General features: G+C 64.1%; 21 protein-coding genes and 1 pseudogene. 9 read left to right on the plus strand and 13 right to left on the minus strand.

What is annotated here, in order from left to right; genetic code table 11:
- Complete coding sequence (locus HNP00_RS13290) at positions 1 to 453, plus strand: GNAT family N-acetyltransferase (protein ID WP_184739805.1); 453 nt, start codon at positions 1 to 3, stop codon at positions 451 to 453.
- Between the two features lie 90 nt (positions 454 to 543).
- Here the strand turns inward: HNP00_RS13290 and HNP00_RS13295 are convergent, their stop codons facing one another.
- Positions 544 to 1,095 (minus strand): NUDIX hydrolase, encoded by a 552-nt coding sequence (locus tag HNP00_RS13295; protein ID WP_184739807.1) that lies wholly within the window; start codon positions 1,093 to 1,095, stop codon positions 544 to 546.
- Between the two features lie 258 nt (positions 1,096 to 1,353).
- Between HNP00_RS13295 and HNP00_RS13300 the strand changes: the two are divergent.
- Positions 1,354 to 1,752, plus strand: a pseudogene (locus HNP00_RS13300) (dihydrofolate reductase family protein); the annotation flags it as partial.
- Between the two features lie 1,966 nt (positions 1,753 to 3,718).
- On the opposite strand, the gene HNP00_RS13305 reads toward HNP00_RS13300, so the two are convergent.
- Positions 3,719 to 4,246 (minus strand): YbhB/YbcL family Raf kinase inhibitor-like protein, encoded by a 528-nt coding sequence (locus HNP00_RS13305; RefSeq protein ID WP_184739809.1) that lies wholly within the window; start codon positions 4,244 to 4,246, stop codon positions 3,719 to 3,721.
- A 767-nt stretch (positions 4,247 to 5,013) separates the two neighbouring features.
- Here HNP00_RS13305 and HNP00_RS13310 point away from each other — a divergent pair.
- Both HNP00_RS13310 and HNP00_RS13315 read left to right on the plus strand, forming a co-directional pair.
- A complete protein-coding gene (locus HNP00_RS13310; RefSeq protein WP_184739811.1) occupies positions 5,014 to 5,388 on the plus strand; it encodes a VOC family protein in 375 nt (124 codons plus the stop codon).
- Between the two features lie 603 nt (positions 5,389 to 5,991).
- The gene (locus HNP00_RS13315; protein ID WP_184739813.1) at positions 5,992 to 6,210 is read left to right on the plus strand and encodes a hypothetical protein; all 219 of its coding nucleotides are present in this window, start codon (positions 5,992 to 5,994) and stop codon (positions 6,208 to 6,210) included.
- A gap of 596 nt (positions 6,211 to 6,806) precedes the next feature.
- Here the strand turns inward: HNP00_RS13315 and HNP00_RS13320 are convergent.
- Genes HNP00_RS13320 through HNP00_RS13350 form a run of 7 tightly spaced genes read right to left on the minus strand, consistent with a single transcriptional unit; the run spans position 6,807 to position 14,259 of the window.
- On the minus strand, positions 6,807 to 8,204 hold the full coding sequence (locus tag HNP00_RS13320; protein WP_184739815.1) for an NtaA/DmoA family FMN-dependent monooxygenase: 1,398 nt from the start codon (positions 8,202 to 8,204) through the stop codon (positions 6,807 to 6,809).
- A 9-nt stretch (positions 8,205 to 8,213) separates the two neighbouring features.
- Positions 8,214 to 9,419: an LLM class flavin-dependent oxidoreductase gene (locus HNP00_RS13325; protein WP_184739817.1), complete on the minus strand. Its 1,206-nt coding sequence runs from the start codon at positions 9,417 to 9,419 to the stop codon at positions 8,214 to 8,216.
- Positions 9,416 to 10,264 (minus strand): DUF1684 domain-containing protein, encoded by an 849-nt coding sequence (locus HNP00_RS13330; RefSeq protein WP_184739819.1) that lies wholly within the window; start codon positions 10,262 to 10,264, stop codon positions 9,416 to 9,418. The genes HNP00_RS13325 and HNP00_RS13330 overlap by 4 nt, the downstream gene beginning before the upstream one ends.
- Positions 10,248 to 11,408, minus strand: a complete 1,161-nt coding sequence (locus tag HNP00_RS13335) for an LLM class flavin-dependent oxidoreductase (protein ID WP_184739821.1) — start codon at positions 11,406 to 11,408, stop codon at positions 10,248 to 10,250. The genes HNP00_RS13330 and HNP00_RS13335 overlap by 17 nt, the downstream gene beginning before the upstream one ends.
- Positions 11,405 to 12,391: an ABC transporter substrate-binding protein gene (locus tag HNP00_RS13340; protein WP_184739823.1), complete on the minus strand. Its 987-nt coding sequence runs from the start codon at positions 12,389 to 12,391 to the stop codon at positions 11,405 to 11,407. Before HNP00_RS13340 ends, HNP00_RS13335 begins: the two co-directional genes overlap by 4 nt.
- 12 nt (positions 12,392 to 12,403) lie before the next feature.
- The gene (locus tag HNP00_RS13345; RefSeq protein WP_184739825.1) at positions 12,404 to 13,198 is read right to left on the minus strand and encodes an amino acid ABC transporter ATP-binding protein; all 795 of its coding nucleotides are present in this window, start codon (positions 13,196 to 13,198) and stop codon (positions 12,404 to 12,406) included.
- Positions 13,195 to 14,259 (minus strand): amino acid ABC transporter permease, encoded by a 1,065-nt coding sequence (locus HNP00_RS13350; RefSeq protein WP_184739827.1) that lies wholly within the window; start codon positions 14,257 to 14,259, stop codon positions 13,195 to 13,197. Before HNP00_RS13350 ends, HNP00_RS13345 begins: the two co-directional genes overlap by 4 nt.
- Positions 14,260 to 14,522: 263 nt before the next feature.
- On the opposite strand from HNP00_RS13350, the gene HNP00_RS13355 reads away from it, so the two are divergent.
- Both HNP00_RS13355 and HNP00_RS13360 read left to right on the plus strand, forming a co-directional pair.
- The gene (locus tag HNP00_RS13355) at positions 14,523 to 16,466 is read left to right on the plus strand and encodes an FAD/NAD(P)-binding domain-containing protein (protein ID WP_184739829.1); all 1,944 of its coding nucleotides are present in this window, start codon (positions 14,523 to 14,525) and stop codon (positions 16,464 to 16,466) included.
- Positions 16,463 to 16,984 carry a GNAT family N-acetyltransferase gene (locus tag HNP00_RS13360; RefSeq protein WP_184739831.1) on the plus strand — a complete coding sequence of 174 codons (522 nt, stop codon included), beginning with the start codon at positions 16,463 to 16,465 and terminating at the stop codon, positions 16,982 to 16,984. The genes HNP00_RS13355 and HNP00_RS13360 overlap by 4 nt, the downstream gene beginning before the upstream one ends.
- Before the next feature lie 51 nt (positions 16,985 to 17,035).
- On the opposite strand, the gene HNP00_RS13365 is transcribed toward HNP00_RS13360, so the two are convergent.
- Positions 17,036 to 17,614: a DinB family protein gene (locus HNP00_RS13365; protein WP_184739833.1), complete on the minus strand. Its 579-nt coding sequence runs from the start codon at positions 17,612 to 17,614 to the stop codon at positions 17,036 to 17,038.
- 84 nt (positions 17,615 to 17,698) lie between these two features.
- On the opposite strand from HNP00_RS13365, the gene HNP00_RS13370 reads away from it, so the two are divergent.
- The 3 genes from HNP00_RS13370 (at position 17,699) to HNP00_RS13380 (ending at position 21,155) form a co-directional block, all read left to right on the plus strand.
- The gene (locus HNP00_RS13370) at positions 17,699 to 18,256 is read left to right on the plus strand and encodes a dihydrofolate reductase family protein (protein WP_184739836.1); all 558 of its coding nucleotides are present in this window, start codon (positions 17,699 to 17,701) and stop codon (positions 18,254 to 18,256) included.
- A gap of 88 nt (positions 18,257 to 18,344) precedes the next feature.
- The gene (locus HNP00_RS13375; protein WP_184739838.1) at positions 18,345 to 20,051 is read left to right on the plus strand and encodes a helicase HerA-like domain-containing protein; all 1,707 of its coding nucleotides are present in this window, start codon (positions 18,345 to 18,347) and stop codon (positions 20,049 to 20,051) included.
- A 111-nt stretch (positions 20,052 to 20,162) separates the two neighbouring features.
- Positions 20,163 to 21,155: a hypothetical protein gene (locus tag HNP00_RS13380; protein ID WP_184739888.1), complete on the plus strand. Its 993-nt coding sequence runs from the start codon at positions 20,163 to 20,165 to the stop codon at positions 21,153 to 21,155.
- A gap of 150 nt (positions 21,156 to 21,305) precedes the next feature.
- Here HNP00_RS13380 and HNP00_RS13385 read toward each other — a convergent pair whose 3' ends face one another.
- From HNP00_RS13385 to HNP00_RS13395, 3 genes are all read right to left on the minus strand, one after another.
- A complete protein-coding gene (locus HNP00_RS13385) occupies positions 21,306 to 23,294 on the minus strand; it encodes an NHL domain-containing thioredoxin family protein (RefSeq protein ID WP_184739840.1) in 1,989 nt (662 codons plus the stop codon).
- Entirely contained in the window at positions 23,294 to 25,465 is a 2,172-nt protein-coding gene (locus tag HNP00_RS13390) for a cytochrome c oxidase assembly protein (protein WP_184739842.1), read from the minus strand. Before HNP00_RS13390 ends, HNP00_RS13385 begins: the two co-directional genes overlap by 1 nt.
- A 105-nt stretch (positions 25,466 to 25,570) precedes the next feature.
- Positions 25,571 to 25,855 carry an HU family DNA-binding protein gene (locus HNP00_RS13395; protein WP_184739845.1) on the minus strand — a complete coding sequence of 95 codons (285 nt, stop codon included), beginning with the start codon at positions 25,853 to 25,855 and terminating at the stop codon, positions 25,571 to 25,573.
- Positions 25,856 to 26,518 lie beyond the last annotated feature (663 nt).

Genomic DNA, 26,518 nt, shown 5'->3' on the forward strand with positions numbered 1-26,518 from the left:
ATGGGGTTGAATGGTCCAGTGCCTGCCGAATTCTCGCTCCGTCCTGCCCTGCCCACCGATGCCGGCTGGATCGCGGAACTGCGCGCCGTCGTCATGGGACCCGACTTGGAACGGCTTGGACGTTGGGATCCAATCCGGGTCCGGGAGCGTTTCTTGAGTGCGTTCCAGCCGGATCACGCCTTCGTCATTGCCGTTGAGGGGCAAGCTGTCGGTGTCATCGCTGTCCGCCCGGAACCCGATGCGCTGTGGATCGAGCACTTTTACATCGCTCCTGGATTCCAGGGGCTCGGACTTGGGAGCGGCGCGCTTCAGCGGGTCATGGGCGAGTCCAAGGACCACCGACCGTTCCGGCTCAACGTGCTCCAAGGCAGCCCGGCCCGACGCCTCTACGAACGCCACGGCTTCGTCCTGGAGACGGAGGATCCGGTGGACGTGTTCATGGTCGCAGGGTGATCTGTAGCGAATTCGGTCGTTACTGAAACGATCGCTGCGCAATGGACACATCATGGATGGCCGCCTCAACGCCGAGCCTGTCGTGCACTGTTAACCGACCCGTACCCCACTCAGTGACATCGCGGCGCTCCGGACGCGATCCAAGCGGGCGCTGAAGCCTGTTGGCACCTGATCGGGCAATTCGTCCATTGGGAACCATCGGACGTCATCGCTTTCGTCACTCACGGCGATCTCGACACTGGGGTCGACGGTTGCTGCGAACCCCACATCCCAATGGGCCGAACATGAGAATCCTGCATGCAGATCGTGCCGGTCAAGATCCACGATCGCGGGAGAAAGCAGAACAAGGTTGCCAATTCCGGACTCCTCGCTCGCCTCCCTCTGTGCGGCTTCCGCCACCGATGCGTCCTTCGACTCGACGTGACCGCCGAACTGCACCCAGAACTGCCCCTTGCGATGGAAACACAGGAGAACATGATCGAATGCAGGCGAAAACACGAAGCAGGACCCGGTGACATGTTCCAGACCGCCATCTCGACGCAACGCGGCGTCCCCCGCCAAGTTCAGGAACTGCAGATACGCGTCTCGCGAACCGGATTCGGGAAGTTCTCTGAGGCTGGTGAGCAGATTGGCAAGAGGCATCCTGCCATCTTGCCGCACAGGGCAACGAACAATTCAATGCCACGACGAAGGGGGTGAATCGCAGCGATAATTGTCGCCCTTGGTGCCCGTTAGCCGATCCTTCACCGGGCAGCTCAGTTGGAACGCGGACCGAAGGCTATGGCATCCAGATCATGGGCAATTACGGTGGCTCCATGAGGGACAGGATGCTGCCGATCATATGCGGGACGACAGAGTTCAACGACGCCCTCGACCACTACGAGACGGAAGGCTGGCGCCGTGCGGAAACTAATCTACGGCATGAATCTGACCCTGGACGGCTACATCGCCGCGGCTGGCGACGACATCGGCTGGAGCGGGCCGAGCGACGACCAGCAGCCCAAAGCCACCCGGGGGGATCGAGTTCGCGCGGAACTGGCGGGACACGCCGAAGGCGGTGTTCTCCTCGACGATCGACAAGGTCGACTGGAACACCCGCCTGGCCACCGGCGACGCGATCGCCGAGATCACCCGGCTCAAGGCCGAGGACGCGGCGGCCCGTTGAGCGTCGGCGGCGCAACGCTCGCCGGGGCTGCCATGCGGGCCGGGCTGATCGACGAATACGCGCTAGCCACCTATCCGGTCCTGGTGGGCGGCGGCACTCCGTTCATCACCTCGCTGGACAGCTGGGTGAACCTTCCTCCGCGGGGTCGGGGAAGTACTCCCCCACCAACGGCCCCACGTCGCCCACCGACACATCGAACTCCGCGAACAGCAAACGCGCCAACTCCAATTCGGACTCCCAGATGACCAGATCCCGCTCCGAAGTGTGGCGCCGATGATGGTCCCTTGAACGACACCGAATTGTGCGACCCACGAGAGAAAACCGGCCTATCCGCACACTAGCTCCGCCTCCGCGAGCAGCCCCACAAAGTGATCCATTTCAATGACGTGGTGCACGCTGAAGCACCAGCAGGCAGCTCTGCCCGCAAGCCGAACCCTTATCGAACGTCCAACTGAACTCCGAGTGCTGTCCGGGTCGCGACGATATCGCCATGATCGTCTCACTGAATGTGTCTCGTCAAAATCGTTGATCCATGCTCTGATGAATAGCAAGGAGTACTGGGATTTCGCACAAGGGAGCGGCCGTGAGCAGCAATCTCGAACCGTTGACACCACCTCGTGGAGCTACGCGTACGACACTGATCATTCTCTGTGGCGTTACCGCGGCGCTGTGCTGGTGGATCGGGATGGTTGGAGTGGCGAGCACTGGAGGCGGCGCTCAAGTCTTCCTGGCCATCCCCGTCCTTGCAACCATCGGAGCGGTCTTGGTTGCTCTTCGACGGGGGCATCAGAAGGCCAACCATGTTAACCAGCCGCACAGCCAAAAGGCTCGCGGCGCTCTGACTGCGGAACGCAGATCCTTGGTTGTTCTTTGCGGATTTACTGTCGCACTGTTCTGGTGGATCGGGATAGTCGGAGTGGTGACTACCGGAGGCGGCGCTCAGGGCTTCCTGGCCATCCCCGTCTTTGCAACATTCGGAACGGTCCTAGCCGCCCGAGCTAAAGCCCGAGCTCCAGGTAAGACCGCCTCATAGAGCGCGTCGACCAACCTTCGTCAGTTGGAACGCCCTGCAAGCCCAATTGAGGAACGTTTAACGCGCCACCGTGGGGGTCGCATCAACCTGGAGGCTTGTGTCTAGGCGAACGAGCAGGGCGTGCTGCCACGTCCGCATGAGCGCAATGCCCGGACCAAAGGGAAACCCGGATCTGCACAGTACGTGCGCTCCCCGCTGTGCTCGCGACCGGGCGGGACTTGCTTCTCTTCTCCATTCGCCGCTATGACAAGCAGTTCTTGGATGAGGAGAAACCGGCAGGGCCGAGTGGGACTGCCGGGGGTGGCAGCTGTAGAGGACGTCTCGATGCTGTGTCTCGGTGTCCGTCCTATGCAACCTCAGTAGGGTAGGCATCCGCGGCCTTCCGGCCAATGATCGAACCACTTACTTCAATGACACCTCTGTCAGTCTTCAAGAAGACGACAGTTTGGCCGCGGCCGAGAGGGCCTAGAACCCAGGGCGCTGCAACTGGAGTCCTCAGACCTCCTGTCAGCGGCGTGACGTTATGGAAGGTCAAAGGGCTCCGCACGACAGAACCTGTGAAGGCAGTTCTGGGCTGAAAGACCAGAGATCCGTTCTCTTTCTTGGCATATTTCCCGCCATCCATACGGCGTCGGGGGTTGCTTCCCGTGGCCACAGCGACCCTCCTAACCTTCGCCGTCGGGGTCCATCTGACCGTAGTGTCCCAGATACAAGCATTTCCGCATACCCCAGGGAGACGCCCGGAACCTTCAAGTTGTCTTCAGGAACATCTCCGCCGCCCGCCGACAACCCTGCGCGGACGAACCACCTCAGGCTTGGGACCAGTCGCCACACCCGCGCGCCTGGCATCCTGTTCCGTAGGCCGCCCGTTCAAACCGTCCCGTTAGACGTCCCCCAGCGGCCAGCCCGACACATTATGCCCTCCTGTGACTGTTAACTTGATTTGGCGGTTAGATCACAGCTAAAAATGGCGGTTCTAGGCTTCCGTTTGCGGAACCTCCGCCGGACAGGCCCCCGACCCGGGCGGATGGCGCCGTCCTGCACCTCTGAGTGGGGCCGAAGGAGGCCTACCTCTCGTACCAGCCCTCGAGAAAGGCGCGTCCAAGGGTGCCGTTGAACAGGTTGAACATCAGCAGCGCGGGCGTTGCCTCTGGGTCAATCTCGACCTTCTCGGCGGCGAGGGCGAGGACCGCAAAGATGTAGCGGTGTTTCCCGGTGCCCTCCGGCGGCCCGGCGCCGACGTAGCGCTTCATCCTGGCGTCGTTCGGGAGCTGAAAGGCGCCCGGCGGGAGCCCAGAGCCCGACTCGTCGCCTGCGCCTGCGGGCAGCTCGGTGACGTTGGCGGGAATGTTCACCACGGCCCAGTGCCAGAAACCGGTGACCGTGGGCGCTTCGGGGTCGCACATGGTGACCACGAAGCTCTGCGTCCCTGGGGGGAACCCGCTCCAGGAGAGCTGCGGGGAAACGTCCTCGCCGCCAGCGCCGAAGACACCGCTGACCTGCGGTATCGCCAGCTTCTCACCCTCCCGCAGGTCGCTGCTGGTCAGGGAGAACGAGGCCGCTGCGGGAAGGTTCTCGTAGGGGTTCCAAGTCATCTGAATTCTCCTGTTCCCGAGATAATTGAGTTGATCAGCAGCCTCACATTTCTTCAGCTTGATGCGGCCGAACCCGGATTGCGACCTCCCCCGGGCGCTGACCTACAGGTCTTCTTCGCGGAGCACGTCGAGGTTGCGGAACGCGAGGTGGCCGTCGCAGATCCCGGCCAGGAATGCTGCGAAGTCTCCTATCTCGGGGCGGTTCGAGTTTTCCATGCCCTCATCGTAGGTGGAGAACTCGACCATGGGTAGGTACGTGTCTTCGGCATCCCGGTCCCTTCTGAGCCCACTCCCGGATTCAGCCCAAAGCAGCTTCGCCTCAAATCAGCGAAGACCAGACTGCAGCAGAACACCGGGGGCTGAAATCGACCGTTTTCGCTACAATCCCGCCGCTCCTCCTAATTGTCATTTTCCGAAGACGAGTGCACGGAATGTCCGAAGTCCTCTGCACAAGTCTCGGTGGCGCCGTGCGATGCGGGGCTCCGAGGAGGATCGATACGGAATTTCACGCCAAGGGGCTATGCGGCGTCGCCTGCGCGCTACCGTGCCAGGTAGACGGTCGAGCGCGCTACCGCGAAGAGTTCGACAAGTTCCACCGTCGTGTGCGTCCCTGCCCTGTGGACGGAGACTAGGTGTGGGTTAGCGCCGGGTTAGCTCGTGAGGCATCTTCCAGGCAAGGCCTGCGGGTGACATCAGTCCCACTTCAGCCACCATTGGCCAAATGTGGTCGCAGGGTCGAAGATGATCTAAGCGAAGGGAGCGGGCTCATGATCTTCGGTAGCCATGTGGTCGTGTACAGCGAGGACGCCACGGCCGACAGGGCTTTCTTCCACGAGATCCTCGGATTTTCATCGGTGGACGCGGGCCAGGGATGGCTGATCTTCGAACTACCTCCGGCGGAAGCCGCCGTGCACCCCGCCGACGGCGACGTGGGCCACGAACTCTTCCTCATGTGTGACGACCTTCAGGCCGAAATACGAGAACTCGGAGCGAAGGGCGTCCAATGCTCGACGGTGCAAGAAGCGCGGTGGGGTTCGGTGACGAAGATTCGGCTCCCGGGCGGAGGCGAAGTCGGTCTCTACCAACCGAAACATCCGACGGCCCTGAATCTCACGTCACCATCACCCACTTCAAGCCGCTAAGGCCCACCTCACGTTGTCGGACAGGCGGCGCAGCTGATCGCGTCAACTGCGGACGTTGTATCGTGCGCCGGCATCATCCAGGGCTCCTGATCGCGTGATGAGGACTACGCGAACGCCCTTGGCGCATACGCCGTACCTCGTGCGATTCGCCGTCGTCGGCGCAGCATGCGCGGGAGTCCCCGGAGCCATCGCCGGTCTGATTCTGACTTGCTCACCTGGCTTTGCGGCCTTCGAATGGCGATAGCGAGCGATCCGATTGCAAGACCTACGAGGGCCCCGGCGAGCATGGCAGGAAGCGCTAGCTCGACGACCGCGACCGGGGCCGTGAGCGCATACCCTTCTAGCTCGGCCGAAAAGGGGAAGGCTGCAATGTCTACTCTAAATCTCTACCTTCTCGATAACGAAGGATTTCGAGAATGACTCGAAACGAGAATCCCACGGCTCTGTCGCTTGTGAATCACAGCGATAAGTGGCGGCATTTTCGCAACGCTAAATGTCACCCTTGGTGCCCGTTAGCCGAACGTCGGCCGGCCAACGATCACGGGACACAGACGCTGCTCCGTGGTTCGCCACACCAATTGACGCTACCGCTAGGCTCAGTGCATGGCCACCAGGGATTGGAAGCAGCCGACCAAAGTGCAAGCCGTGTTTATGGGCCTTTTCGCTGTGTTACTGTTCGCCAGCAACCTGTACGCCGTGCTTGCAGAGGGTGCCAAAGCGACAGTCTGGTACTGGGTCGTGCAGGCTTTGGACCTAGCTCTGTTGGCCTTCAGTTTCTGGTGGTACCACCGAGCCGCGAAGAATCCACCAGCGCAAAGCTAGGGCTTCACGGCAAAGCTGTATGGTGGTACCCCTCTCATCCCGACGACCCGGACTACCGCCCGGCTGGCGGTGGTGCCGCTGGCAGCTTGCGATCCCCAGTCCACGACAACGCGCTGCCTGACTTCAACAGTCATTCCCTTATGCCGCTCAACCGTCCCGTCACCCGCTGCGCGGGCTGACGGTTTGAGACCCTTTCCCTCACGAATCAGAGCAAGAAACCGTGCGCCCTCAGGCGAATCCAAACGTCGATACATAACCACAGCCCCTAATACAGGCGTTGCTTCGACCGACAGAATCCGGGGTGCCCTAAACGCTACACGCCAACCCCAGAGATACGAGCCCGGCCCGCCGCCTCTGCCAAGGCCACGGCTTTGTCTTGGAAACCCCGGATCAGGTGTTCCGGTTCTTGATGCATCCGTTCTAGAGCCACTGTTCCCATACCGTTAATTTGAGCCGCACTAGTCCGTCATGGTTGTACCCGTTGCTACCCACCGGCCCCCTCGCCTCACAAGTTCGGCCAGGGAACCCTGCCTGCGTGGGCCCAGAGTGCCGTTTTGGACGCTCAAAACGGCGTTTACGAAGCAAACGATGAAGGTTCAAAGCTGCACCGGCTCCAGCGACTCTGAGCGCACCGGCGTCGCGAGACCCAGGTTCTCGCGGAGGGTCGAGCCGGCGTACTCCGTCGGGTACACGCCGCGTTCCTGCAGCTCGGGCACCAGATGGTTCACGATGTCATCCAGGCCCGTGGGAATGAGCCATGGCGAGATGTTGAAGCCGTCCACGGCACCCACCCGTGCGTATTCGGCGAGGGTGTCGGCCACGGCTGTGTAGGATCCCGTGAAGGTCGCGTCCACCCTGGAGGTCCGCGAGCTCACGAACTGCCGGATGGACAGCCCTTTCTCCTTGGCCTCGGCGCGCCACTGCTCGGCGAGTTGCCGGGCCTTGGCACCGTGGAAGCCGCTACCACGCGTCTCCGAGGTCTCCTCCACCACCGGATCGATCTCCGGAAGCGGACCATCGGGATCGTAGGCAGACAGCTCCCGGCCCCAGAACTGTTCGAGATACGCAACCGCCTGCTGCGGCCCGATCTGCAGGCTGCGAACCCACTCCTTCTTCTCGCGTGCTTCCTCCTCGGTCGCCGCGAGGATGAACTCGCTGGCAGGCATGATCTGGACGTCGTTGGCGCCCCGTCCGGCAGCCAGGGTGCGCGAGACGATATCGAAGCGGAACTCCACGGCGTCGTCGAACTTCGGGTGTGCCGAGAAGATGACATCCGCTTGCCGGGCGGCGAAGTCGCGGCCTTCCGGGGAGTCGCCGGCTTGGAACAACACAGGCCGGTACTGGGCGCTGCGCGGCAGCCGGGGCGTGACGTCCACGGAATAGTGCCGCCCCGAGTGGTGCACGCTCCGCGCATGGCCGGGAACCGCCCACGAATCCGCGGAAACGGACGAGGAAACCGCCCCCTCCTCCCACGAATCCCAGATCCTCTTGGCCGTCTCCACGAAGGCTTCGGCATGGACATAGCGATCGGCATGGTCCAGATAGCCGCCCCGACGGAAGTTGGCCCCGGTCCAGGCATTGTCCGTGGTCACGACGTTCCAGGCCGCGCGGCCGCCGGAGAGCAAGTCGAGCGAGGCGAGCCTGTGCGCGAGGTCGGCGGGATCGTTGTACGTGGTGTTCTGCGTGGCCACGAGCCCGATGTTGGACGTCACCGACGCGAGCGCCGCGAGCATCGTCTGCGCGTCCGGCCTACCGGCCACATCCAAGGCGTGGGGACGGCCGAGGTGCTCACGCAAGCGCAGGCCCTCGCCCAGGAAGAAGGCCGCGAACAGCCCGCGCTCGGCGGTCTGGGCGATCCTCCGGAACGACTCAAAATCGGTCTGCGAACCGGATTCGGGCGCCTTCCAGATGGTGCCGGAATTGACGCCTTGGAAGAAGATTCCGAACTGGATCTTCCCGCTCGGCTGGAATTTAGCACGGTTGTGCTGTGTCATGTTCTCTCCTCAGTTTTCCGAGCCAACGACGGCGGCGCCCGCCGCCGCGCCCAAGCCCGCCGACGCGCCCACTTGCCCGTAACGGCTCACAGGACGATCCAAGCCCAGCAATTCCCGGAACGTGCCCTGGGCAACGGGCTTCAGTACCCCGCGACGCCGTAGCTCGGGCAGCACCAACTGCGCCAGCTCCTCGAGCTCTACGTCCAGCACCGCCGGATGCAGCCGAACGCCGTCGGCCACCGCAAGCAGCTCGGCAAGGAAGTCCACCAGTTCCGCGGCCGTGCCGACAAAACGCGCACGCGAACTGGACCACGGAGTGAACGCGTCCAGTTCGGCGAGCCGCGCTGACGCGCTCTGCCCGCGCGAGTCAAGGACGACGTCGAGCTCTGCCACTACCGCCGCGCCTCCCGCAAGAGTCGGACCGCCCCCAACAACGGCGCCGCCCCCAGCAATAGCCCGACGTACCTCCGCCAGCTCCGCGGCGAGCAGCGAAGGCGTCGGAGCGGACACCAGCACCACATCGGCGTCCGAAGGAAGCAAGCCAGCCTGCGCAACTACTGGCAACTGCCCCTGCGGGGGTCGCGGAATGATCGAGGGTCCCTTTACGGAATATCCGGGCCCTGCGAAATCCGATGGTGTCTCGAAGTCGACGTAATGGAGTTTGTCGACGTCAAGGTACCGCCCGGTGGCCACGTCGCGGATCACGGCGTCGTCCTCCCAGGAATCCCAAAGCCGCCTGCTCACCTCCACCGACGCCGCAGCCTCATGCACCAGCGCGGCACCGTCCACAAAAGAGCGCCCGACGGCGGCAGCCTCCTCCGCGGACCCGCTCGCCGCGACGAGCCAACCGGCCCGTCCGCCCGAGACGTAATCCAAACTCGCCAGCTGCGTGGCGACGTGGAAGGGCTCGGTGTAGACCGTGTCCACTTCAGGGACCAGCACGATGGAACTCGTCACCGGCCCGGCGAAGGCGGCCCGCTGCAAGGCGTTCAGACGGCCGGCAACGTCACGTCCAGAACTCACGGGCCCATCGGCGAACGTCGCCACATGAAACCCGGCCGACTCCGCGGCCAACGCCGTGCTCCGGATTCGCGCACCGTTCAGCAGCTCATCCGGGGCATGCCGGGCATGGCGCCAGGCGGCTGGGTGGGCCCCGTCGCCGTCGAGCTCCAGGGCCAAGAATCCGGGGCGGCCTGGACGAGGGATGCCGCTCATTGTTGTTCCTGCCTTTCGTAAGGGATCTGTTCGCCGGCTTCAATGGCCAAGGCCAGCCGGTTTTCTGCAGGCGGCAGCGGGCAAGTGGCGAGGTCCGTGTAGGCGCACGGCAGGTTGACCGCACGGTTGAAGTCGAGCACCACGGATCCGTCGGCATTCGGGACGACGGTGAGCGAGCGATTCGCCGTGTAGGTGGTCTTGCCCGAGGTCGCATCCGTGAACAACACCGAGAGCGTGCCCGGGGCATGTCCATTGAAGGCCGTGAGGAGCAAATCCTGGCCCGCGAGCGTGAAATGGAGCTCGCCGGGCGCCTCGTAGACGTGCTGGATGCCCTCGACGGCGGCACCAACCGTAGTGGGACGGGGCACCTCGAACGGCACGAACGTACCGCTCACGGCGAACGAAGCATCCGGCGCGTATGCCGGTGTGCCGCGGTACTCATTGAGCAGCGGGTTCCCGGGATGCCGAGGGCGGACGATGTACTCGCCGCCGCGCTTGGCCAGCTCGACGACGGCGTCCCCCACCTTGAGGTTGAGGCCGTCCCGTTCCGCGATCGGGCCGAAAGTGACGGTGGTCCCGACGCCGTCGGGGTTGAGTTCGTGGCCGTCCCGAAGCAGGCTTTCGCCTGCCCCCAAAACCACGGTGACGACGTCGTTCTCCACACTCCACGTGCCGGGCACCCCGTCCAGTGAAGCGGCTGCTGAGCCAAGCCAATGCAGGTGGGTGACGGCGAGGAATCCGTGCGGATCGGCGCGGAGGCGCTCGTGCGCGGCGTGCCACTCCCGCCACTCGGCGGCGAAGGCCGCCGGCGTCGAGGCCTGCAGCGTTTCAGTGGGCGTAGGCATTGTTTCTCCTGTGATTGATGTGGTCTGCGGTGACGGCTCCGGCCGCGTCAGGCGAGGTGGCTCCAGCGAATTCCGGGCGGCCTCCGTAAGGATCCGCAGGCTCCCACAGGGTGGTGGGCGCGGCAGCGCGGACAGCCGGGATGACCTCGAGCGCGAACCGCTCCAGGATCTCCAGTTGCTGCTCGAAAGGCAGCGTGGTGGGCAAGGAAATGGATTGCAGATCGTGCCCATACAGCGCGTGATAGCTCAGGAGTTTGTCGATGACCTGTTCCGGGCTGCCCACCAGCGCAGGCCCTTCAGCCACGGCGTGGTCGATGTCCCGGAACGGCGAATTGTTGCCCGGCACATTGCGTCGAATCGTCAGGGCCTCGTAGACCGGCCCGAACTGGCGCTTGGCTTCCTGGGTGGTGTCGGCAATGAACACTCCGCCGGCGCCGGAACCCGAACCGAGGTACTGGTGCCGCGGATCATGCCCGTGGCGTTCGTATTCCTCGCGGTAGTGGTCGATCAGGATCTTGTAGTTCTCGCGAGGCTGGATGGCATTGGCGGTGAACAGCGGGTCTCCCCACTGGCCGGCGAGCGCGGCCGAAGTCAAGGTTGTAGCCGAGCCGTGCCAAATCCGCGGCGAACCGGCAAACGGTCGCGGCGTCGTCGTGGTCGCTTCGGTCAATGCGGGCCGGAAGCGGCCGGACCAAGTGACGCCTTCCTCCCGCCACAGCCGCCGCAACAAGCCATACTTTTCGGCGAGCAGCTCCCACTGATCATCGAGGGAAAGCCCAAACAAGGGGTACTGCAGCACTTCGTTGCCCTTGCCGATCACGAGTTCCAGGCGGCCCCGGCTCAACTGGTCGATGGTGGCGTAGTCTTCGGCAACCCGCACTGGATCGAGCACCGACAAAACGGTGACGCCGGTCTGCAGCCGAATGCGGGTGGTGACGGCCGCGATCGCGGCGAGGACCGTCGTCGGGGACGAAGAGATGAATTCTCCGGCGTGCCGCTCCCCCACCGCGAAACTGTCAAAACCCAGCTCCTCGGCCCGGCGGGCAGTGTGTACCACCTGGTTGAGCCGCTCCGCCGTCGAGACAATTTCCCCGGTTACCGGGTTCTTCAGGTGCGGAATGATATCGAGGACCTGGAACTTCACTTCGCACCAGCCCGAAACGTTGCCTCAGTAACGGTCTTGGATTCCGGCAGGGCTTCTTCCGAAAGGCCCCAGCGATCCAAGACCTTGCCGTAGGAGCCGTCTTTGATAGCCGAATTCAGGGCGTCCGTAATAGCGGGAGCCAGGCCGTTGCCCTTGAGGGTGGTGGCCGCGACGAGGGTCTCGGAGGGCCAGCCCGCGTTCACCTTCCCCACCACTTTCAAGTCGTTCCGGGTGTTCTCCCGATAGGACACCGACGGGTAAGGCGCGATATTCAAGTCCGTCCGGCCGGAGGAGAGCGCGAGGATGGTGTCTGCGTCGGAGGAGTAGTACTGCAGGGTCGCCGGAGCCTTGCCGCGGGACTCGAGGTCCTTGTTCCAGGCCAGGAGGATCTTCTCCTGGTTGGTTCCCGAGCCCACCGAGACCTTCAGCCCCGAGATGTCGTCCGCGCCCTTGATGTTGTAGGTGGACGACTTCTTGGCTTCAAAGCCCATGTACGCGGCACGGTAGCTGGAGAAGTCGAACAGTTTCACCCGGTCCTTGTTGATGCCCACGTTCGAGAACACGGCTTCGAAGTCCCCGGACTGTGTCTTGAGCGGCCAGTTCTCCCACGAAGTGACCTGTACGTCCAGCGCGAGGCCCAGCTTGTCCGCCACCAACTGCGCGATGTCCACTTCGACGCCGATCGGTGTCTTGTCATCTGTGGCATGGAAGGACAGCGGAATGGATCCGGCCGTGGTGGCAACGGTCAGTTTGCCGTCTTTGCCGATCGCAGTGGGAACCGCGGCTGCCGCGGCTGGATCCTTTTGCGCCCGGATACGATTCTGCTCCGGTGAGGTGTTGTAGACGACGCCGTTGCGGGCGGCGCTTGCGGACGGGCTGGACCCTGCCGCCGAGGCGCCCGGGTCGGAGCAAGCAGCGAGCGCCGGGAGTACGACGGCGGGCAGCACCGCGAGCGCCAAGAGTTTGGTTTTGATGCGAATCATGCGGGGGATTCCTCAGATGTTGAAAGCTGGTTCGATGACTTTGGAGAAGAAGCTGCGCGTGCGGGGTTCGCGGGGATTCGCGAAGATCTCCTGGGGACTGCCCTGCTCCACGATCTGGCCGTCGTCCATAAAGACCACGGTGTCCGCCACGTCGCGGGCAAAGCCCATTTCGTGCGTGACGATGATCAACGTGGTGCCCGACGTGGCGAGTTCGCGGATCACGTCCAGGACCTCATTGACAAGCTCCGGATCCAGGGCCGACGTGGGTTCGTCGAAGAGCAGGATCTTGGGGTCAAGAGCGAGCGCCCGGGCGATGGCGACGCGCTGCTGCTGGCCGCCGGACAATTGCCGTGGATAGGCACCAGCCCGGTCCTTGAGGCCCACGCGCTCCAGAAGTTCCAGGGCACGCTTGCGCGCTTCGGTCTTGTTCCGGTGGAGCGCGACGACGGGTGCTTCGGTAACATTTTCCAGTGCGGTGAGGTGCGGGAACAGGTTGAAGTTCTGGAACACCATGCCGATGTCCGTCCGCTGCTTGAGGATGTCCTTTTCTCGCAGTTCGTGCAGTTTGTTCCCACGGACCTGGTAGCCCACCAATTGGCCGTCGATGGTGATGTACCCGCCGTCCACTTTTTCCAAGTGGTTAATGGTCCGTAGCAGGGTGGACTTCCCGGAGCCGGAGGGTCCCACGATCACGGCGACTCCGCCTGGCGGAACCGTGAGGGATACACCCTTGAGAACTTCAGTGCCCCCAAAAGACTTGCGGACGTTGGTGATTTCCACGTGGCCGCGGGTTGCAGCGGTACTCATCGGACGTCCTTCGCTCGGTCAGTGGTCACGGGTGCGTGGGTGGCAAAGAACTTCCTTGCCTTCTGCAGCGGGGTGAGCGGCAGGTTGCGGACGGCGCCCTTCGAGTAGTGGCGCTCGATGTAGTACTGGAAGACACTCAGGACCGAGGTAATCGCCACGTACCAGAGGGTCGCCACGAGGAGCAGCGGAAGGACCTGCTGGGTGCGGTTATAGATGACCTGCACGGTGTAGAAGAGCTCGGAATAGGCCAGGACGTAGACGATCGATGTTCCCTTGACCAGGCCGATGATCTCGTTGAAAGCGGTGGGCAGGATGGCCCGCATGGCCTGCGGCAACACAATCCTCGTGGAGCGTCGCCATGCCGGAATGCCCAGGGCCGCGGCTGCCTCGAGCTGGCCCTGATCCACCGAGAGAATGCCCCCTCGGATGATCTCCGCCGAGTACGCCGCCTGGTTGAGCGTCAGGCCCAGGACGGCCGCCGCGAATTGGCTGATGAGCGTGGTGGTCTGGACCTCGAAGAAGCGGATATCCGTGAAGGGGAGACCCAAGCTGATTTTCTCGTAGAGGTAGCCCAGGTTGTACCAAAGCAGCATCTGCACCAACAACGGCGTTGACCGGAAGATCCAGGAAAACGTCCAGGACACCGAAACCAGGAGCGGGGACGCGGAAAGCCTCATGAGTGCCAGGATGAAGCCGAGGACAAAGCCGAGCGCGCCGGAGATGGCCGTCAGCTTCAGTGTCTCCACCAGGCCGTTCACCACGGACTGCGCGGTGAACCATTGCGCCACCACACCCCATTCCCAGCGCGGGTTGGTCGCTAGGGACCAGGCCACCGCGACGACGCCGAGCGCCACCAGGACGGTGCCTACCCAACGCCATGGTTGCCGGGCCGGGACCAGTTTGTAGCCGGAGTAGTCGGCTGCGGGCCGGGCGACGGCCCTGTGGGCTGCGGCACTCTGGGCAGCGTCCGCCGTCGGACTTTCCGCAACAGCGCCGGTGGGCGCCGGTTCCGGTGCAGATTGCTGTGCGGACTGCGCCACTGTGGTTGCTGCTGAACTCATGCGCCACCTCGCTTCGTATCGCTTGTCTTATCGGATGGCTGCCAATCTAGGGGCGCGTTCGAAGCGGCCGCAAGACGGATTTTTGCACTTCTTCACGGGGCTTAATGGCGCTTCGCGCCGCTTCATATGAAGCCATATGAGTCGGTTCTTTGCGCCTTTTGACGCGCCATGTCGCGGGGTGAACGGCGGTTACCCGGGCCTCGACCGAAGCCCCAAAGCATCCCTAGGCTCGGGTACCACCAGCCACCGCCACAGGAGTTGCCATGCCGTCCTTCGCCCCCACCATCGTGTTCATTGGCGGTGGTCCGCGCTCAGCCGGCATCCTCGAACGGCTCGCGGCCAACAAGCCCGCGCTCTTCGATGGCCCCCTCTCCATCCACGTCGTGGAGCCGCACGAACCCGGTTCCGGGAGGATCTGGCGCTATGACCAGAACCCGGGACTCCTGCTCAACTCCACCGCCGCGGACGTCACCATGTTCACCGACGGTTCCGTGGCCTGCGACGGTCCCACCGTCGACGGTCCGGGCCTCGCGGCATGGGCAACCGGCGTGCTGGACGGTTCCATCCGGGACGTCCCGCAGTTCGAACCCCACATCATTGAGCAGCTCAGGGTGCTGACCCCGGCTTCCTTTCCCAGCCGCCAGCTCCAGAGCAAGTACCTCGAGTGGTTCTTCCGCCGGGCCGTCGCGGCCCTCGGACCAGATGCCTCGGTGACGGTCCACCGAGGCACAGCGACCGCCGTCGGGCGCAACACTGGAGCGCCCGACGGCGGTGGGCGGTACCGGGTGCGGCTCGCCTCGGACAGGGTGCTGGAGGCGGATCTCGTGGTGTACTCGCTGGGCCACACGGACTCGCAAGCCGAGCCGGAATCGGCGCGGCTCGCCGACTTCGCCGCGCGGCACGGCGGGTTCCACGCGGCGCCGTCGTACACCACTGACGTCGACTATTCGGCGATTGCCCCCGGCCAGGACGTGGTGGTTTCGGGCATGGGGCTGGCGTTCGTGGATCTGCTGGTGCTCTTGTTCGAGGGCCGCGGCGGCCGCTTCGAAGACAGGCCCGACGGCGGCCTGGACTACGTGCCATCCGGCGCCGAACCGCGGCTCTGGGCGGGCTCCCGGCGAGGAGTCCCGTACCATTCCAAGATCTCGTCCACGCTGCGCGGCGAGCCCACCGGCGCCCCCAGGTACTTCACTGCCAGCGCCGTCGAATCGTTGCTCGCCGCCCACGAGGAGCTGGATTTCCGCACGCAGCTCTGGCCCCTCATTGCCAAGGATGCCGGCTACGCCTATTACCGCGAGCTCTTCACCGGCTATCCGGAACGTGTCCGCGGCAGCTGGGACGAGTTTTTGCTGCGATTCGATGGCCTGGATTGGTACAGCCGCGAACGCGAGGACCTCGTTGCCACGGCCATCCCGGATACCGCGCTTCGACTGGATCTCGAGGCCCTGGACCAACCGTTCAGCGGCTGCGCCTTCGCGGACCATGCCGCCGTGCAACGGTCCGTGGCGAGCTACATCGAACGCGACCTCAAGCTCCGCTCGAGCCCTGACCATTCGGAAACGTTGGCCCTGTTCACTGCTTTGCTCCGCGTTTATATGGAACTCGGCCGGCTGGTTCCCCAGGAGCGGCTCAACTCACGCTCCCAGCAAGCTGTGCACGGTTGGTGGCACGGTTTCTTCAGTTTCGTGGATTCCGGCCCGCCGCCGCACCGCCTCCACGAAATCCTTGCGCTGCATAGGTCCGGACTACTGCAGTTCCTGGGCCCGGGCATGTGGGTGCGTCCGGACGAAGCCAGCGGCCGGTTCGTGGCCGGTTCCTTCCAATCGCCCGTGGTGGTGGACGCGGCGGCATACATCGAGGCCCGGTTGCCGTCGCCGTCGGTGGCGCGTTCGGCGAACCCTGCGCTGACAGATCTGCACGACGCCGGATGGGGCACCGAACAGCGGCTGCTCACCTCGGACGGCCCGCACTCCACGGGTAAGCTGTTGGTCTCGGGTTCCCACGAGGTGTTGGCTCCCGACGGCGGTCGGCAGGCGCGACTTTTCGCCGTCGGACCCTGGACCTCGGGGTGGGGCGCGGGTGCGTTCGCGCGGCCCGGCACCAACGCTGCACCGTTCCGCGAGAATGACGCCTTGGCCCGCCTCCTCCTGGCCGAACTCGCTGCTTTTCACTCTCCTGCTTCGCTCACCGGAAAGGCCCTGACATGAGCTCCGTCGATACATCCACCGCTGCTGCCTTCGACGTCCTGAGCCTGCCCATGCGCGATCCGCGCGTCAAGCCCCTCCTGGACGAACTCGCCGTCGAATACAGCACCAGGTATGGGGACCTCTTTGGCAGCGGAGGCGCGGCTGAGGAGCTCAACCGGTACCCGGCCGGCGAGTTTGCCGCGCCCCACGGGGCCTTGCTCATCCTGCAGGAGAACGGCGAAACCGTGGCGGGCGGGGCATTCCGCCGCTACGACTCCCGTACGGCAGAGCTCAAGCGGATCTGGACGCACTCCGCACACCGCCGTCGTGGGCTGGCCCGGGTGGTTCTCGCCGAGCTGGAGGCCGAGGCTGCGCGGCGTGGTTACCGCCGGATCTACCTCACCACCGGTCCGCGGCAGCCCGAAGCCAAGAACCTGTACCTGGCCACTGGCTACACTCCGTTGTTCGATCTCGACGCGGATCCTGAAGAAATCAAGCATTTGGCGTTCTCGAAGGACCTGACTCCCGTCGAGGGGTGAGATCTCGGCGCTTTCGCTCGCTCAAAGTGCCGAGATCTCACGTTTGGATTGCTACCCCGCTGCTTGACGGGCGGCGGCCTCAATCCGCGCCCGGTGTGCGGCCCACTCTTCGGTGCTTCGCTGCGACAAGTTCAGGTCCCCGGGGCCTTTTCCGGCCGAGCCGTCGATGAGCTCGCGAAGGATGTCGGCATGCCCCAAGTGCTGGGCCGTCTCGACGCACATGTGGACCAGGATCTGATGGAGCGTCACGCGGCGCCGCTCTTCCGCCCACCATGGCACTTCCCCGGGAGCATCGAGCGGCAGTGCTTCGATAGTCGCATCGCTGTGCTCGGCAGAGAAACGATGCAGTTCGACGATCTCCTCCCGGGTCTCTTCCGGCGGGACCCACAGGTCCGCGTCGGCTTCGGCATCGTCGGCAAGCCACGGCAGATCCTTGCCGCTGGGCCGGCCAAAGACCTCTCCGAAGTACCCGAGTTCCACGCTGGCCACATGCTTGACCAACCCCAGCAGGTTGGTGCCGGTGGGGGTCATGGGCCGGCGGACATCGTATTCGTCGAGTCCGTCGAGTTTGGCGAGGAGCTCGCCGCGCCGGGCACGCAGGTATTTGAGCAGAACCGCTTTGTCATCCATGCCGGAACTTTACCGTTGCCGGTTCAGCAGGAGTCGGGTGCCAGTACCCTTCTCATGACGGTCCCGCGTGTGTACCGTCGGTGCATGGCCAAGCTGATTTACGCAGGAATCATGTCGCTGGACGGCTACACCGCCGATGCCAACGGAAAGTTCGACTGGAGCATGCCCGACGAAGAAGTGCACAGCTTCGTCAATGACCTGGAGCGGCCTGTCGGCACCTATCTCTACGGCCGGCGGATGTATGAGGTCATGTCCGCATGGGAGGACATGTCCCTTTCCGATGAGCCGCCCGTCGTGCAGGACTATGCCGAGATTTGGCGTGCCGCGGACAAGATCGTGTATTCCAGCAGCTTGGCGGGTCCGTCCACTGCGAGGACGCGTATTGAGCGGGAGTTCGACGCCGGAGCCATCCGCGCGCTGAAAGAGGCGTCAGAGAGGGACATGTCCATTGGTGGCACAGTCCTCGCTGCCCAAGCCATCAAAGCCGGCCTGGTGGACGAGTTCGGTCTCTTCCTCACGCCGGTGGTCGTCGGAGGCGGCAAGCAGTTCCTCCCAGACGGCGTAAGGATGACGCTCAAGCTACTGGACGAGCGTCGCTTTGACAACGGCGTCGTCTACCTCCGGTACGCCAAGGGGGCATGACCGGGAAAGAACAAGCCCTGCCTATCCATGAAATTGGCACATCAAAGTTTTCGGCCATTTCGCGGCTCCGCACCACTAAGCTATGCGCATGGCCAACAAAACCACAGCTGAAAAACTCGCCACGATCCAGCAGGGATACACCCTCGAAGGCGCCACGATCGAGCTAGGCGCAGCCATCGTCGACGGCGAAGTCCACAAAGAAGCGCAAGTCCGGTTGCCGCTGTCCATGATGAACCGGCATGGCCTGGTAGCTGGCGCAACTGGCACGGGCAAGACCGTCACCCTGCACATGATGGCGGAACAACTTTCCACCGCCGGAGTCCCGGTTTTCCTCGCGGATATCAAGGGGGACCTTTCAGGACTCGCCACCGAGGCGACGGCCAGCGAAAAACTCACGGCCCGCACAGCCAGCCTCGGCCAACAGTGGGTGGGCAAGGCTTTTCCGGTCGAGTTCCTCTCGCTGGGCGGGGATGGTAACGGCGTTCCCGTCCGCGCAACTATCACCTCGTTCGGCCCGATCCTGCTTTCGCGCATCATGGAGCTCAACGACACCCAGGAATCCAGCCTGCAGCTGATCTTCCATTTCGCGGATCAGAAAAAGCTGGAACTGATCGATCTCAAGGACCTGCGAGCGGTCATCCAGTTCTTGACCTCTGATGAAGGCAAGGCTGAGCTCCAAGACCTCGGCGGGCTCTCCAAGGCAACGGCCGGCGTCATCCTGCGTGAACTCGTCAACCTTGAGGCGCAGGGCATGGAGAAGTTCTTTGGCGAGCCGGAATTCGATACGGCAGAGCTGCTCCGCACCGCCCCGGACGGCCGCGGTGTGATCAGTTGCCTCGAACTGCCCACGCTCCAGACCAAACCAATGCTGTTCTCGACGTTCCTTATGTGGCTGCTTGCGGACCTGTTCGAAGACCTGCCCGAAGCGGGAGACCTGGACAAACCCAAGCTCGTGTTCTTCCTCGACGAAGCCCACTTGCTCTTCAATGGCGCGTCCAAGGCCTTCCTCGACGCCATCACCACCACGGTACGGCTCATCCGGTCCAAGGGTGTCGGCATCTTCTTTGTCACCCAGACACCCAAGGATGTTCCTGCCGATGTCCTTGGCCAACTTGCCAACCGGGTCCAGCACGCCCTGCGCGCCTTCACCCCGGAGGATGCCAAAGCCCTCAAGGCCACGGTGTCCACGTTCCCGGTGAGCGACTACGACCTTGAAGAAACCCTCACCTCCGCAGGCATCGGTGAAGCGGTCGTCACCGTCATGAACGAAAAGGGCGCGCCCACACCGGTTGCCCTGACCAAGCTGCGCGCACCGGAATCCGTGATGGGTCCCAGTGCGGACGATCTGATCCGCAGTACCATTGCGGCTTCATCACTCCTGCCCAAGTACGGCACCGCTGTTGACAACATTTCGGCTTACGAGAAACTGACCGGCAAGGGCACCGCACCCACTACCGGAGAAGCGGCGCCAGGACAGCCGCCGGTGCCTGCTTCGCTTGACCCCATCGCCGTGGATGCCGATGCCCGCAGAATCGAAGAAGAGATCCTTGGCCGCCCCAGCAGCCGTCCACTGCCGGGCTCAGTACCCGTCGAGTTGCCGCCGGCACCGGCACCAGCCCATGCACCGGCGCCAGTTCCCCAGCAGGACGGCGGCGGAATGATGGGCGATCTTGCCGGCGTACTGGGCGGTGCGCTCGGCGGCGGAATCAAGAGCATGGCACGGTCGCTCGGCACGCAACTCGGCCGGGAATTGCTCCGCGGAGTGTTCGGAACCTCATCGCGTCGCCGCCGCTAAAACGGAGCTGCCACCCGCCGTCGTGCCCTTCCTACAGCATGTTCGCTCGTCACGTGAGGGGAAGGATGCCGAGGTATTGCGGACCCGGCAGGTAACGTAAAGGGCGTGCAGTTGAGTCAAGCGTTGGTCAAGACCGCGGCCGGGTGGCTGCTCGGTCTGATGCTTGCTGTCGCCGCTGCGATCGTCTCCATCAACCTCGCGAGCAACTCCGTAGCCAGTCCACAGCAGCAAGTTCGCGAGTACCTGGGAGCGCTCCAGAAGGGCCATGGCGGCGAGGCACTCGGGCTTCTGCATGCGTCCGTACCCAACGCCAACGCCGCGATGCTGGACGGTACTGCACTGCAGACGGCGGCGTCGAAGATGACCGATATCAAGATCGGCAACGCCGAATCCCGCGGTGGCAACCGCGTGACGGTCCCTATGGACTACCAAATGGACGGCAAGGCGATGCACTCGGATTTCTTGCTTGAACGGACGGGCACCGAGTGGCTGTTCTTCGGCAAATGGTCCTTCGTGCCGTCATCCCTGCCGACTATCGAGGTGACCGTAGTCAACGCCAACGAGGCGAACCTGAACGGCGTCCCGGTGAACCTGCCCAATGGCCGCAACAGCTTTGCCGTGTTTTACCCTGGCCAATACGAGGCAAGCCTCACGGGCAAATACTTCTCGGCATCCTCCACCAGCACGTCAGTGACCGCCGGCGCGTCGCCCCAGGCACCCCTCAACCTCCTGACGAAGCCCACGGACGCCATGATCAAGGTGGTCAGCGACAAGGTCAAGGAATTCCTGGACAACTGCGCCGCCGAAGCCACCAAGCAACAAAAGCTTCAGCCCGACTGCCCGTTCTACCACGTCACCAACAGCCGGGTGGTGGACGGCACCATCAAGTGGCAAATCACGGAGTACCCCAAGGTGAGTATCGATCCCTTTGATGGCCAATGGGTGGTGGCACCACTCAATGGCAAGGCCCGGGTAACCGCCCGCGAGATCGATCTCTTCAGCGGATTGGTCGGTGACCTCAACGCGGTCCACGATTTCAGCTTCACCACGCGGTTGGACATCGGCGCCGACACCATCACGGTCACCCCGCTGGTGAGCTTCTAGGTTTCGCCGTTTGAGTGGGCCAGCGTCACATAGCGCAGGTTTTTGGCCGTGACCGACTCACCGAATCCCCGAGTTTCCGGGGTTGTCCTCGACGCTGGACGCTAAAAAGTTGCTCAGCGTGACGCGGCGAAGGCTCCGGCCAGCCCCTGCCTAGTCCATCCCGCGCAGGTCAAGCACCAGCTCGGAGTCGCCATCGGCCTGCAAAACCACGGGGATGCCCCAGTCTTGCTGGTAGAGGTGGCACGCGGCGTGATCGGGAATTTCGCCGTCCTCCGTCTCCGGGCCGTCGCACGCGGCCGCGCGGGCCGTGATGTGGAGGATCCCTTCAGGCACGTCCGCGGACAGCTCGAGGGTCCGCAGCAGCCCCACGGACGTGCCACCGCCGGAAAGCAGCAGCTCGGGCGGGGTCGACGAGATCTTCAGCTGCGTGGGGTCGCCCCAGCGGTCGTCAAGCTTCTGGCCGGTCGGGGCCGTGAAGCGCACCGTGAGCTCCAGGTTTCCCGGCGCCACGGGGCTCTTGGGCCGGTGCGTCTGGGAGGCCCCCTCGTCCACCTGCTGGGCTTCCTTGGGGATGGGGACCAGGACCAATTGGTGCTTGTTGGACTCCACCACCACCAGCAGCGGCTCGCCGCCTTCCGGGTAGACCACGACGACGTCGCTCGGCTCCGCGAGTCCCCTCGCCAAAGTCGACACGGTCTCAGTGGCGGGGTCGTAGCGCCGCACGGCACCGTTGTAGGTGTCTGCGATGGCCACGGAACCGTCGGGGAGCACTGTCACGCCCAAGGGGTGCTGCAGACGGGCTTCGGTGGCCTCGCCGTCACGGAAGCCGAAATCGAACAACCCCTTGCCCACGGCCGACTCAACGGTTACACCGGTTTCGCCAAAGACCAGGCGGCGCAATGCCGAGGTCTCGGAATCGGCCACCCAGATGTTGTCGTCGGCGTCCACGGCCAGGCCGGAAGGCTGGGCGAACCAAGCTTCCTCGGCAGCTCCGTCCAGCAAGCCCTCAAGGCCCGAGCCGGCCAGGATGGACACCTCGCCGCTCAACGGCTCGAAGGCGAAGATCTGGTGCGTGCCGGCCATCGCGATGACAACGCGCTGCAGCTTCTCGCTCCACACCACGTCCCACGGCGAGGACAGGGACACCCCGGTCCCAAGACCCAGCACCCCGACGTCCACCGCGTCGGCAGCGAAGTCAGCCGGACCGCCGTCGTGCGCGCCAGCCGTGGAAGCCCCAGCCCAAACGCCGGCACCGCTGTCCGTCACGCGGGCAGGACCGGCGTCGAGCAGTCGCTGAACGCCGTTGCCGGCAATAGTCTGCACATAACCGGAGCTGAGCGTGACCCCGCGGAGCCGGTGGTTCACCGTGTCCGCCACCACGGCTTCGTAGCCAAGTTTCCAGGCGAGCTCCGCCGGGAGGACCGCCACGCCCTGCGGCTCGTTGAACTGGGCGATTTCCGCTGCGCCGTCCAGGTAGCCCTTGGTGCCGGAACCGATGACGCGCTCCACGGTCTCAAGGTCCGGGCGCAGTTCCACCAGGCGGTGGTGGCCGGAATCGACCACCAGGTAGTTGCCGTTGTCCAGCTGGGTCGCCTTACCCGGGAAACGCAGGGTGCCCGACGTCGGGACGGGAGCCACGTAGGGTCCGTCACCGCGGTGGAGGGTCCCCTTGGCGTCGTGCTCGGCCACGAGCTCCTCGAGGAGCACCGCGAGGCCGTCTGCGTGGCCCTCACCGGAGAGGTGCGCCACGATGTAACCCTCGGGATCCACTACCACCAGCGTGGGCCAAGCGCGGGCCGTGTAGGCCTTCCACGTGGCGAGCTCGGGGTCGTCCAGGACGGGATGGTGGATTTCGTAGCGCTCCACGGCAGATGCGAGGGCCACGGGATCGGCCTCGTGCTCGAACTTGGGGGAGTGCACGCCAACCGTCACTAGGACGTCGGAATACTTCTCCTCAAGCGGGCGCAGCTCGTCCAGCACATGGAGGCAGTTGATGCAGCAGAACGTCCAGAAGTCCAGCAGCACGATCTTGCCCCGCAGCGCTTCCAGGTCCAGGGACTTCCCCCCGGTGTTGAGCCAGCCACGGCCCACCAGTTCAGAAGCGCGGACACGCAGTTGGGTGCGTACGGTTTCGCTCATCAGCGTCCTTCCAGGTTGGTTTCGCTTTCGGGGCGCTTGGAGCCCCGATCAGCCAGTTTGGCATCGCGGTCTGCAAGCCGCGCAAACATATCGTTGTAAGCATTAAGGTCGGCGTCGTTATTCCTGTCGGCGGCGCGGTCGGTGCGTTTGGTCTCACGCTCATCCGAGCGGGACCACATGACCGCGACGCCGATCGCCACCAGCAACGTGGGGACTTCACCGATTCCCCAGGCAACGGCGCCGCCCATCTGCTGGTCTGCCAGGGCCGAAAGCCCCCACGTCCGGCCGAGGTTGCCAAAATAATCGGCGGCGAGCAGCCCGGTGCCTCCCATGATTGACACACCGAAGAAGGCGTGGAAGGCCATGGTGGCCAGCAGGAGAAGCAGCCGCATGGGGTACGGCGCCCGGCGAGGCAAGGGGTCCGTACCGATCATCGTGAGGACAAAAATGTAGCCGGTCAGCAAGAAATGCAGGTTCATGAGCTCATGGCCCACGTGCTCACGCATCGCCCAGCCGAACGCGTCCGAGAAATAGAAGAGGACGATCGAGCCGGCAAAGTTCGCGGCGGCAAACAGCGGGTGGGTCACCACTTGTGAGAACTTCGAGTGCACAAACACCAGCAGCCACTCACGAAGCCCACGGGAGCCATCTCCGCGAGATCCTTCGCCACGGGAGGGTAGTGCTCGCAATGCCAAAGTCACGGGCGAACCGAGGACCAGGAAGAGCGGAGCCACCATGGTCAGCGCCATGTGGTCCACCATGTGTGCGGAGAACAGCACGCGCCCATAGACCGACGGCGGTCCGGACGTGATGAACGTCAGCACAGCTAGGCCGACGATCCAGTTGACGGTCCGGAACCAGGACCACGAGTCACCGCGCCGCCGGACCTTCACCACGCCCAGGACGTAGCTCACCGCACCGAAGAGGGCAACAGCCACCCAAAGCCAGTCGAGGCGCCATTCCGTCAGCCAGCGGGCGGGGGTCAGCTCGGGCGGCAACTCGTAACCGGACAAGATGAACGCCGGCGAGGCATCGGGTGCGTACGTGGTGGGCTGCGGCGGTGCCGAACTGGCCAGCGCGACGGCGAGTCCCGACGTCGCGCCCATCACCAGCAGTTCCACTAAGACAAGCTGCCAAAGCACCCGGCGGGTGGTCATCGACTGGCGGCCCAATTGCGGAATGACCCACTTCCTGTGCATGAATCCAATGCCGCCCAGGACAATCGTGGCGAAAGCCTTTGCAAGGATGATCTGGCCGTAGGCAGAACCCACCAACGCGGAGAAGCTGGTAACCCGGATGCTCGCATTGACGATGCCCGAAGCGAAGACCAGCACAAAGGCAAAACCCGCCAAGGCGGAGAAACGGCTGAGGGTCTGTTCGGTGATGTCTTTGGTACCCGACGCCTTGGAGCCCCGCAGGATGCCCGACAGGACCGCGAGCATGATGATGCCACCCACCCAGGTGGACACACCCACCAAGTGGAGGCCGAGGGAGTTGATGGCGCCTTCATGGTCGCTGGAACTGGCCGAGTGGCCGATCAGGGCGCTCGGCACCAAGCCGCCCAGGGCCAAGACAAGCGTCAACGCGAGTCCCGCCAGCGAGCGGACGCCGAACAGCGCCGTCGTGACAATCGCGGCGATGATGGTCACCGCGAGCCATGCCTGACCCGTCTGGATGTCGGTCATGAAGTAGACGAGGGAGGCAGTGAACTCCGGGGTGCCGGAGAGGCTCTGGCCGGCGACGTCCGCATAGGTGAGGACAAGGACCGCGACGGCGGAGAGCGTCCACGCGGCGCCTGCGGCTGCCACTACGGCCAAGGCACGGGCGAATGCGGGGTGCTCAGTGGCATCGCCGCCCTTGGACCGGGATGCCTTGGCGTACTTGGGAAGGATGCCGACGGCGAAGATCAACCCGCCGATCACGGTCGCCAAGGACACATTGTGGATGGATTTGGCCACGGGCAGCCCCCAGCGGACCAGCGCGCCGGGATCAGAGACCTGCCGGGCGGCCGCGGCACCTGAGAAGATCAGAGCGGCCGCGAGGGCCAGGAAAAGCGCCGCGAAGCCAGCCAACTGCCACGGCAGTCCGATCCCTTCCACGGCAACGCCTGCCTTGGTTCCCGGCTTGGACGCGGGCGAAGGTGTGGTGGCGGGAGTCTTGGCTGATGGCACCTATCCATTGTCCGCTAACGTAGGCGAGGCGGCGAATCGACAGGGTTAAAGCAGAAAGGCGGCAACCCGCAGGTTGCCGCCTTTCAGGGCATTCGCCGAAGTGTCTTACTTCTTGGCGACAGCTGCCTTCAGCTTGGAGCCAGCGGTCAGCTTGACGCTGTGGCCAGCGGCAATCTGGATGGTCTCGCCGGTCTGCGGGTTGCGGCCCGTGCGGGCAGCGCGGTCGGTGCGCTCGATCGCGAGCCAGCCCGGAATGGTGATCTTCTCGCCAGCGGCGACGGAAGTCTCGAAAACTTCGAACAGGGCATCGAGCACGGAGTTGACTGCAGCCTGGCTGGTGCCAGCCTTGCCAGCTACCTCGGAAACCAGTTCGCTACGGTTCTTAGCCATTTGTGTCCTCCTGGACTTTACGATTTTGGAGCTCACACACGGCATGCGTGCAAGCCACTGTTCGAAAACTTACCAGCTTGGAGGGACACGGCCAGCAAATTCCGCGTGTTTCCGCGCTTTTTTGACCAAATTCACCCGATTTCGGGGGGTTTCGGGGCCCAATTCCGCCGCGGGCGAACTCTCCGACCCCGGACGCTCGCTCACTTATGTTGCCTCCCGGCGGGGCGCTCGCTCACGTATGGGGGCTTCCGGCGGGACGCCCGCTCACGTATTGGGGGGCTTCCGGCGGGACGGTCCTGCAGTTATCGGGCGTCCCGGGTGCGGGCCGGGGGTCTGGCCTGCGCATAGGTGATGGAGGGTCCGGTCACAACGGCTTATTTGTGATGGAGGGTTTGACGGAAGTGGCGTATAGGTGAGCGGGGGTTGGGGGAAAGGGGCGTATAGGTGATGGAGGGTTTTCCGCAAGTGCCGGATAGGTGATGGAGGGTTTGGGTCCGGCGGGGCGCCTGCTCGCTTATGGCGCCTTCCGGCGGGTCGGGTGCCTGGGGGTTGGGTGCCTGGGTGTTGTGGTGGTTTAAATGGTTCAGGCCCCGACACTGGTGTGTCGGGGCCTGGACCGTTAATGGTTGTCCGGCGGTGTCCTACTCTCCCACACCCTCCCGG

The organism is Arthrobacter sp. AZCC_0090, assembly GCF_014207375.1.
Taxonomy (GTDB): domain Bacteria; phylum Actinomycetota; class Actinomycetes; order Actinomycetales; family Micrococcaceae; genus Arthrobacter.

What these genes read in the sequence shown, in the direction of transcription:
- HNP00_RS13395 (WP_184739845.1), bottom strand. Translation starts at nt 25,855, where the DNA reads ATGGCTAAGAACCGTAGCGAACTGGTTTCCGAGGTAGCTGGCAAGGCT.
- HNP00_RS13370 (WP_184739836.1), top strand. Translation starts at nt 17,699, where the DNA reads ATGGCCAAGCTGATTTACGCAGGAATCATGTCGCTGGACGGCTACACC.
- HNP00_RS13365 (WP_184739833.1), bottom strand. Translation starts at nt 17,614, where the DNA reads ATGGATGACAAAGCGGTTCTGCTCAAATACCTGCGTGCCCGGCGCGGC.
- HNP00_RS13355 (WP_184739829.1), top strand. Translation starts at nt 14,523, where the DNA reads ATGCCGTCCTTCGCCCCCACCATCGTGTTCATTGGCGGTGGTCCGCGC.
- HNP00_RS13290 (WP_184739805.1), top strand. Translation starts at nt 1, where the DNA reads ATGGGGTTGAATGGTCCAGTGCCTGCCGAATTCTCGCTCCGTCCTGCC.
- HNP00_RS13360 (WP_184739831.1), top strand. Translation starts at nt 16,463, where the DNA reads ATGAGCTCCGTCGATACATCCACCGCTGCTGCCTTCGACGTCCTGAGC.
- HNP00_RS13375 (WP_184739838.1), top strand. Translation starts at nt 18,345, where the DNA reads ATGGCCAACAAAACCACAGCTGAAAAACTCGCCACGATCCAGCAGGGA.
- HNP00_RS13295 (WP_184739807.1), bottom strand. Translation starts at nt 1,095, where the DNA reads ATGCCTCTTGCCAATCTGCTCACCAGCCTCAGAGAACTTCCCGAATCC.
- HNP00_RS13320 (WP_184739815.1), bottom strand. Translation starts at nt 8,204, where the DNA reads ATGACACAGCACAACCGTGCTAAATTCCAGCCGAGCGGGAAGATCCAG.
- HNP00_RS13315 (WP_184739813.1), top strand. Translation starts at nt 5,992, where the DNA reads ATGGCCACCAGGGATTGGAAGCAGCCGACCAAAGTGCAAGCCGTGTTT.
- HNP00_RS13385 (WP_184739840.1), bottom strand. Translation starts at nt 23,294, where the DNA reads ATGAGCGAAACCGTACGCACCCAACTGCGTGTCCGCGCTTCTGAACTG.
- HNP00_RS13340 (WP_184739823.1), bottom strand. Translation starts at nt 12,391, where the DNA reads ATGATTCGCATCAAAACCAAACTCTTGGCGCTCGCGGTGCTGCCCGCC.
- HNP00_RS13310 (WP_184739811.1), top strand. Translation starts at nt 5,014, where the DNA reads ATGATCTTCGGTAGCCATGTGGTCGTGTACAGCGAGGACGCCACGGCC.
- HNP00_RS13325 (WP_184739817.1), bottom strand. Translation starts at nt 9,419, where the DNA reads ATGAGCGGCATCCCTCGTCCAGGCCGCCCCGGATTCTTGGCCCTGGAG.
- HNP00_RS13345 (WP_184739825.1), bottom strand. Translation starts at nt 13,198, where the DNA reads ATGAGTACCGCTGCAACCCGCGGCCACGTGGAAATCACCAACGTCCGC.
- HNP00_RS13330 (WP_184739819.1), bottom strand. Translation starts at nt 10,264, where the DNA reads ATGCCTACGCCCACTGAAACGCTGCAGGCCTCGACGCCGGCGGCCTTC.
- HNP00_RS13305 (WP_184739809.1), bottom strand. Translation starts at nt 4,246, where the DNA reads ATGACTTGGAACCCCTACGAGAACCTTCCCGCAGCGGCCTCGTTCTCC.
- HNP00_RS13350 (WP_184739827.1), bottom strand. Translation starts at nt 14,259, where the DNA reads ATGAGTTCAGCAGCAACCACAGTGGCGCAGTCCGCACAGCAATCTGCA.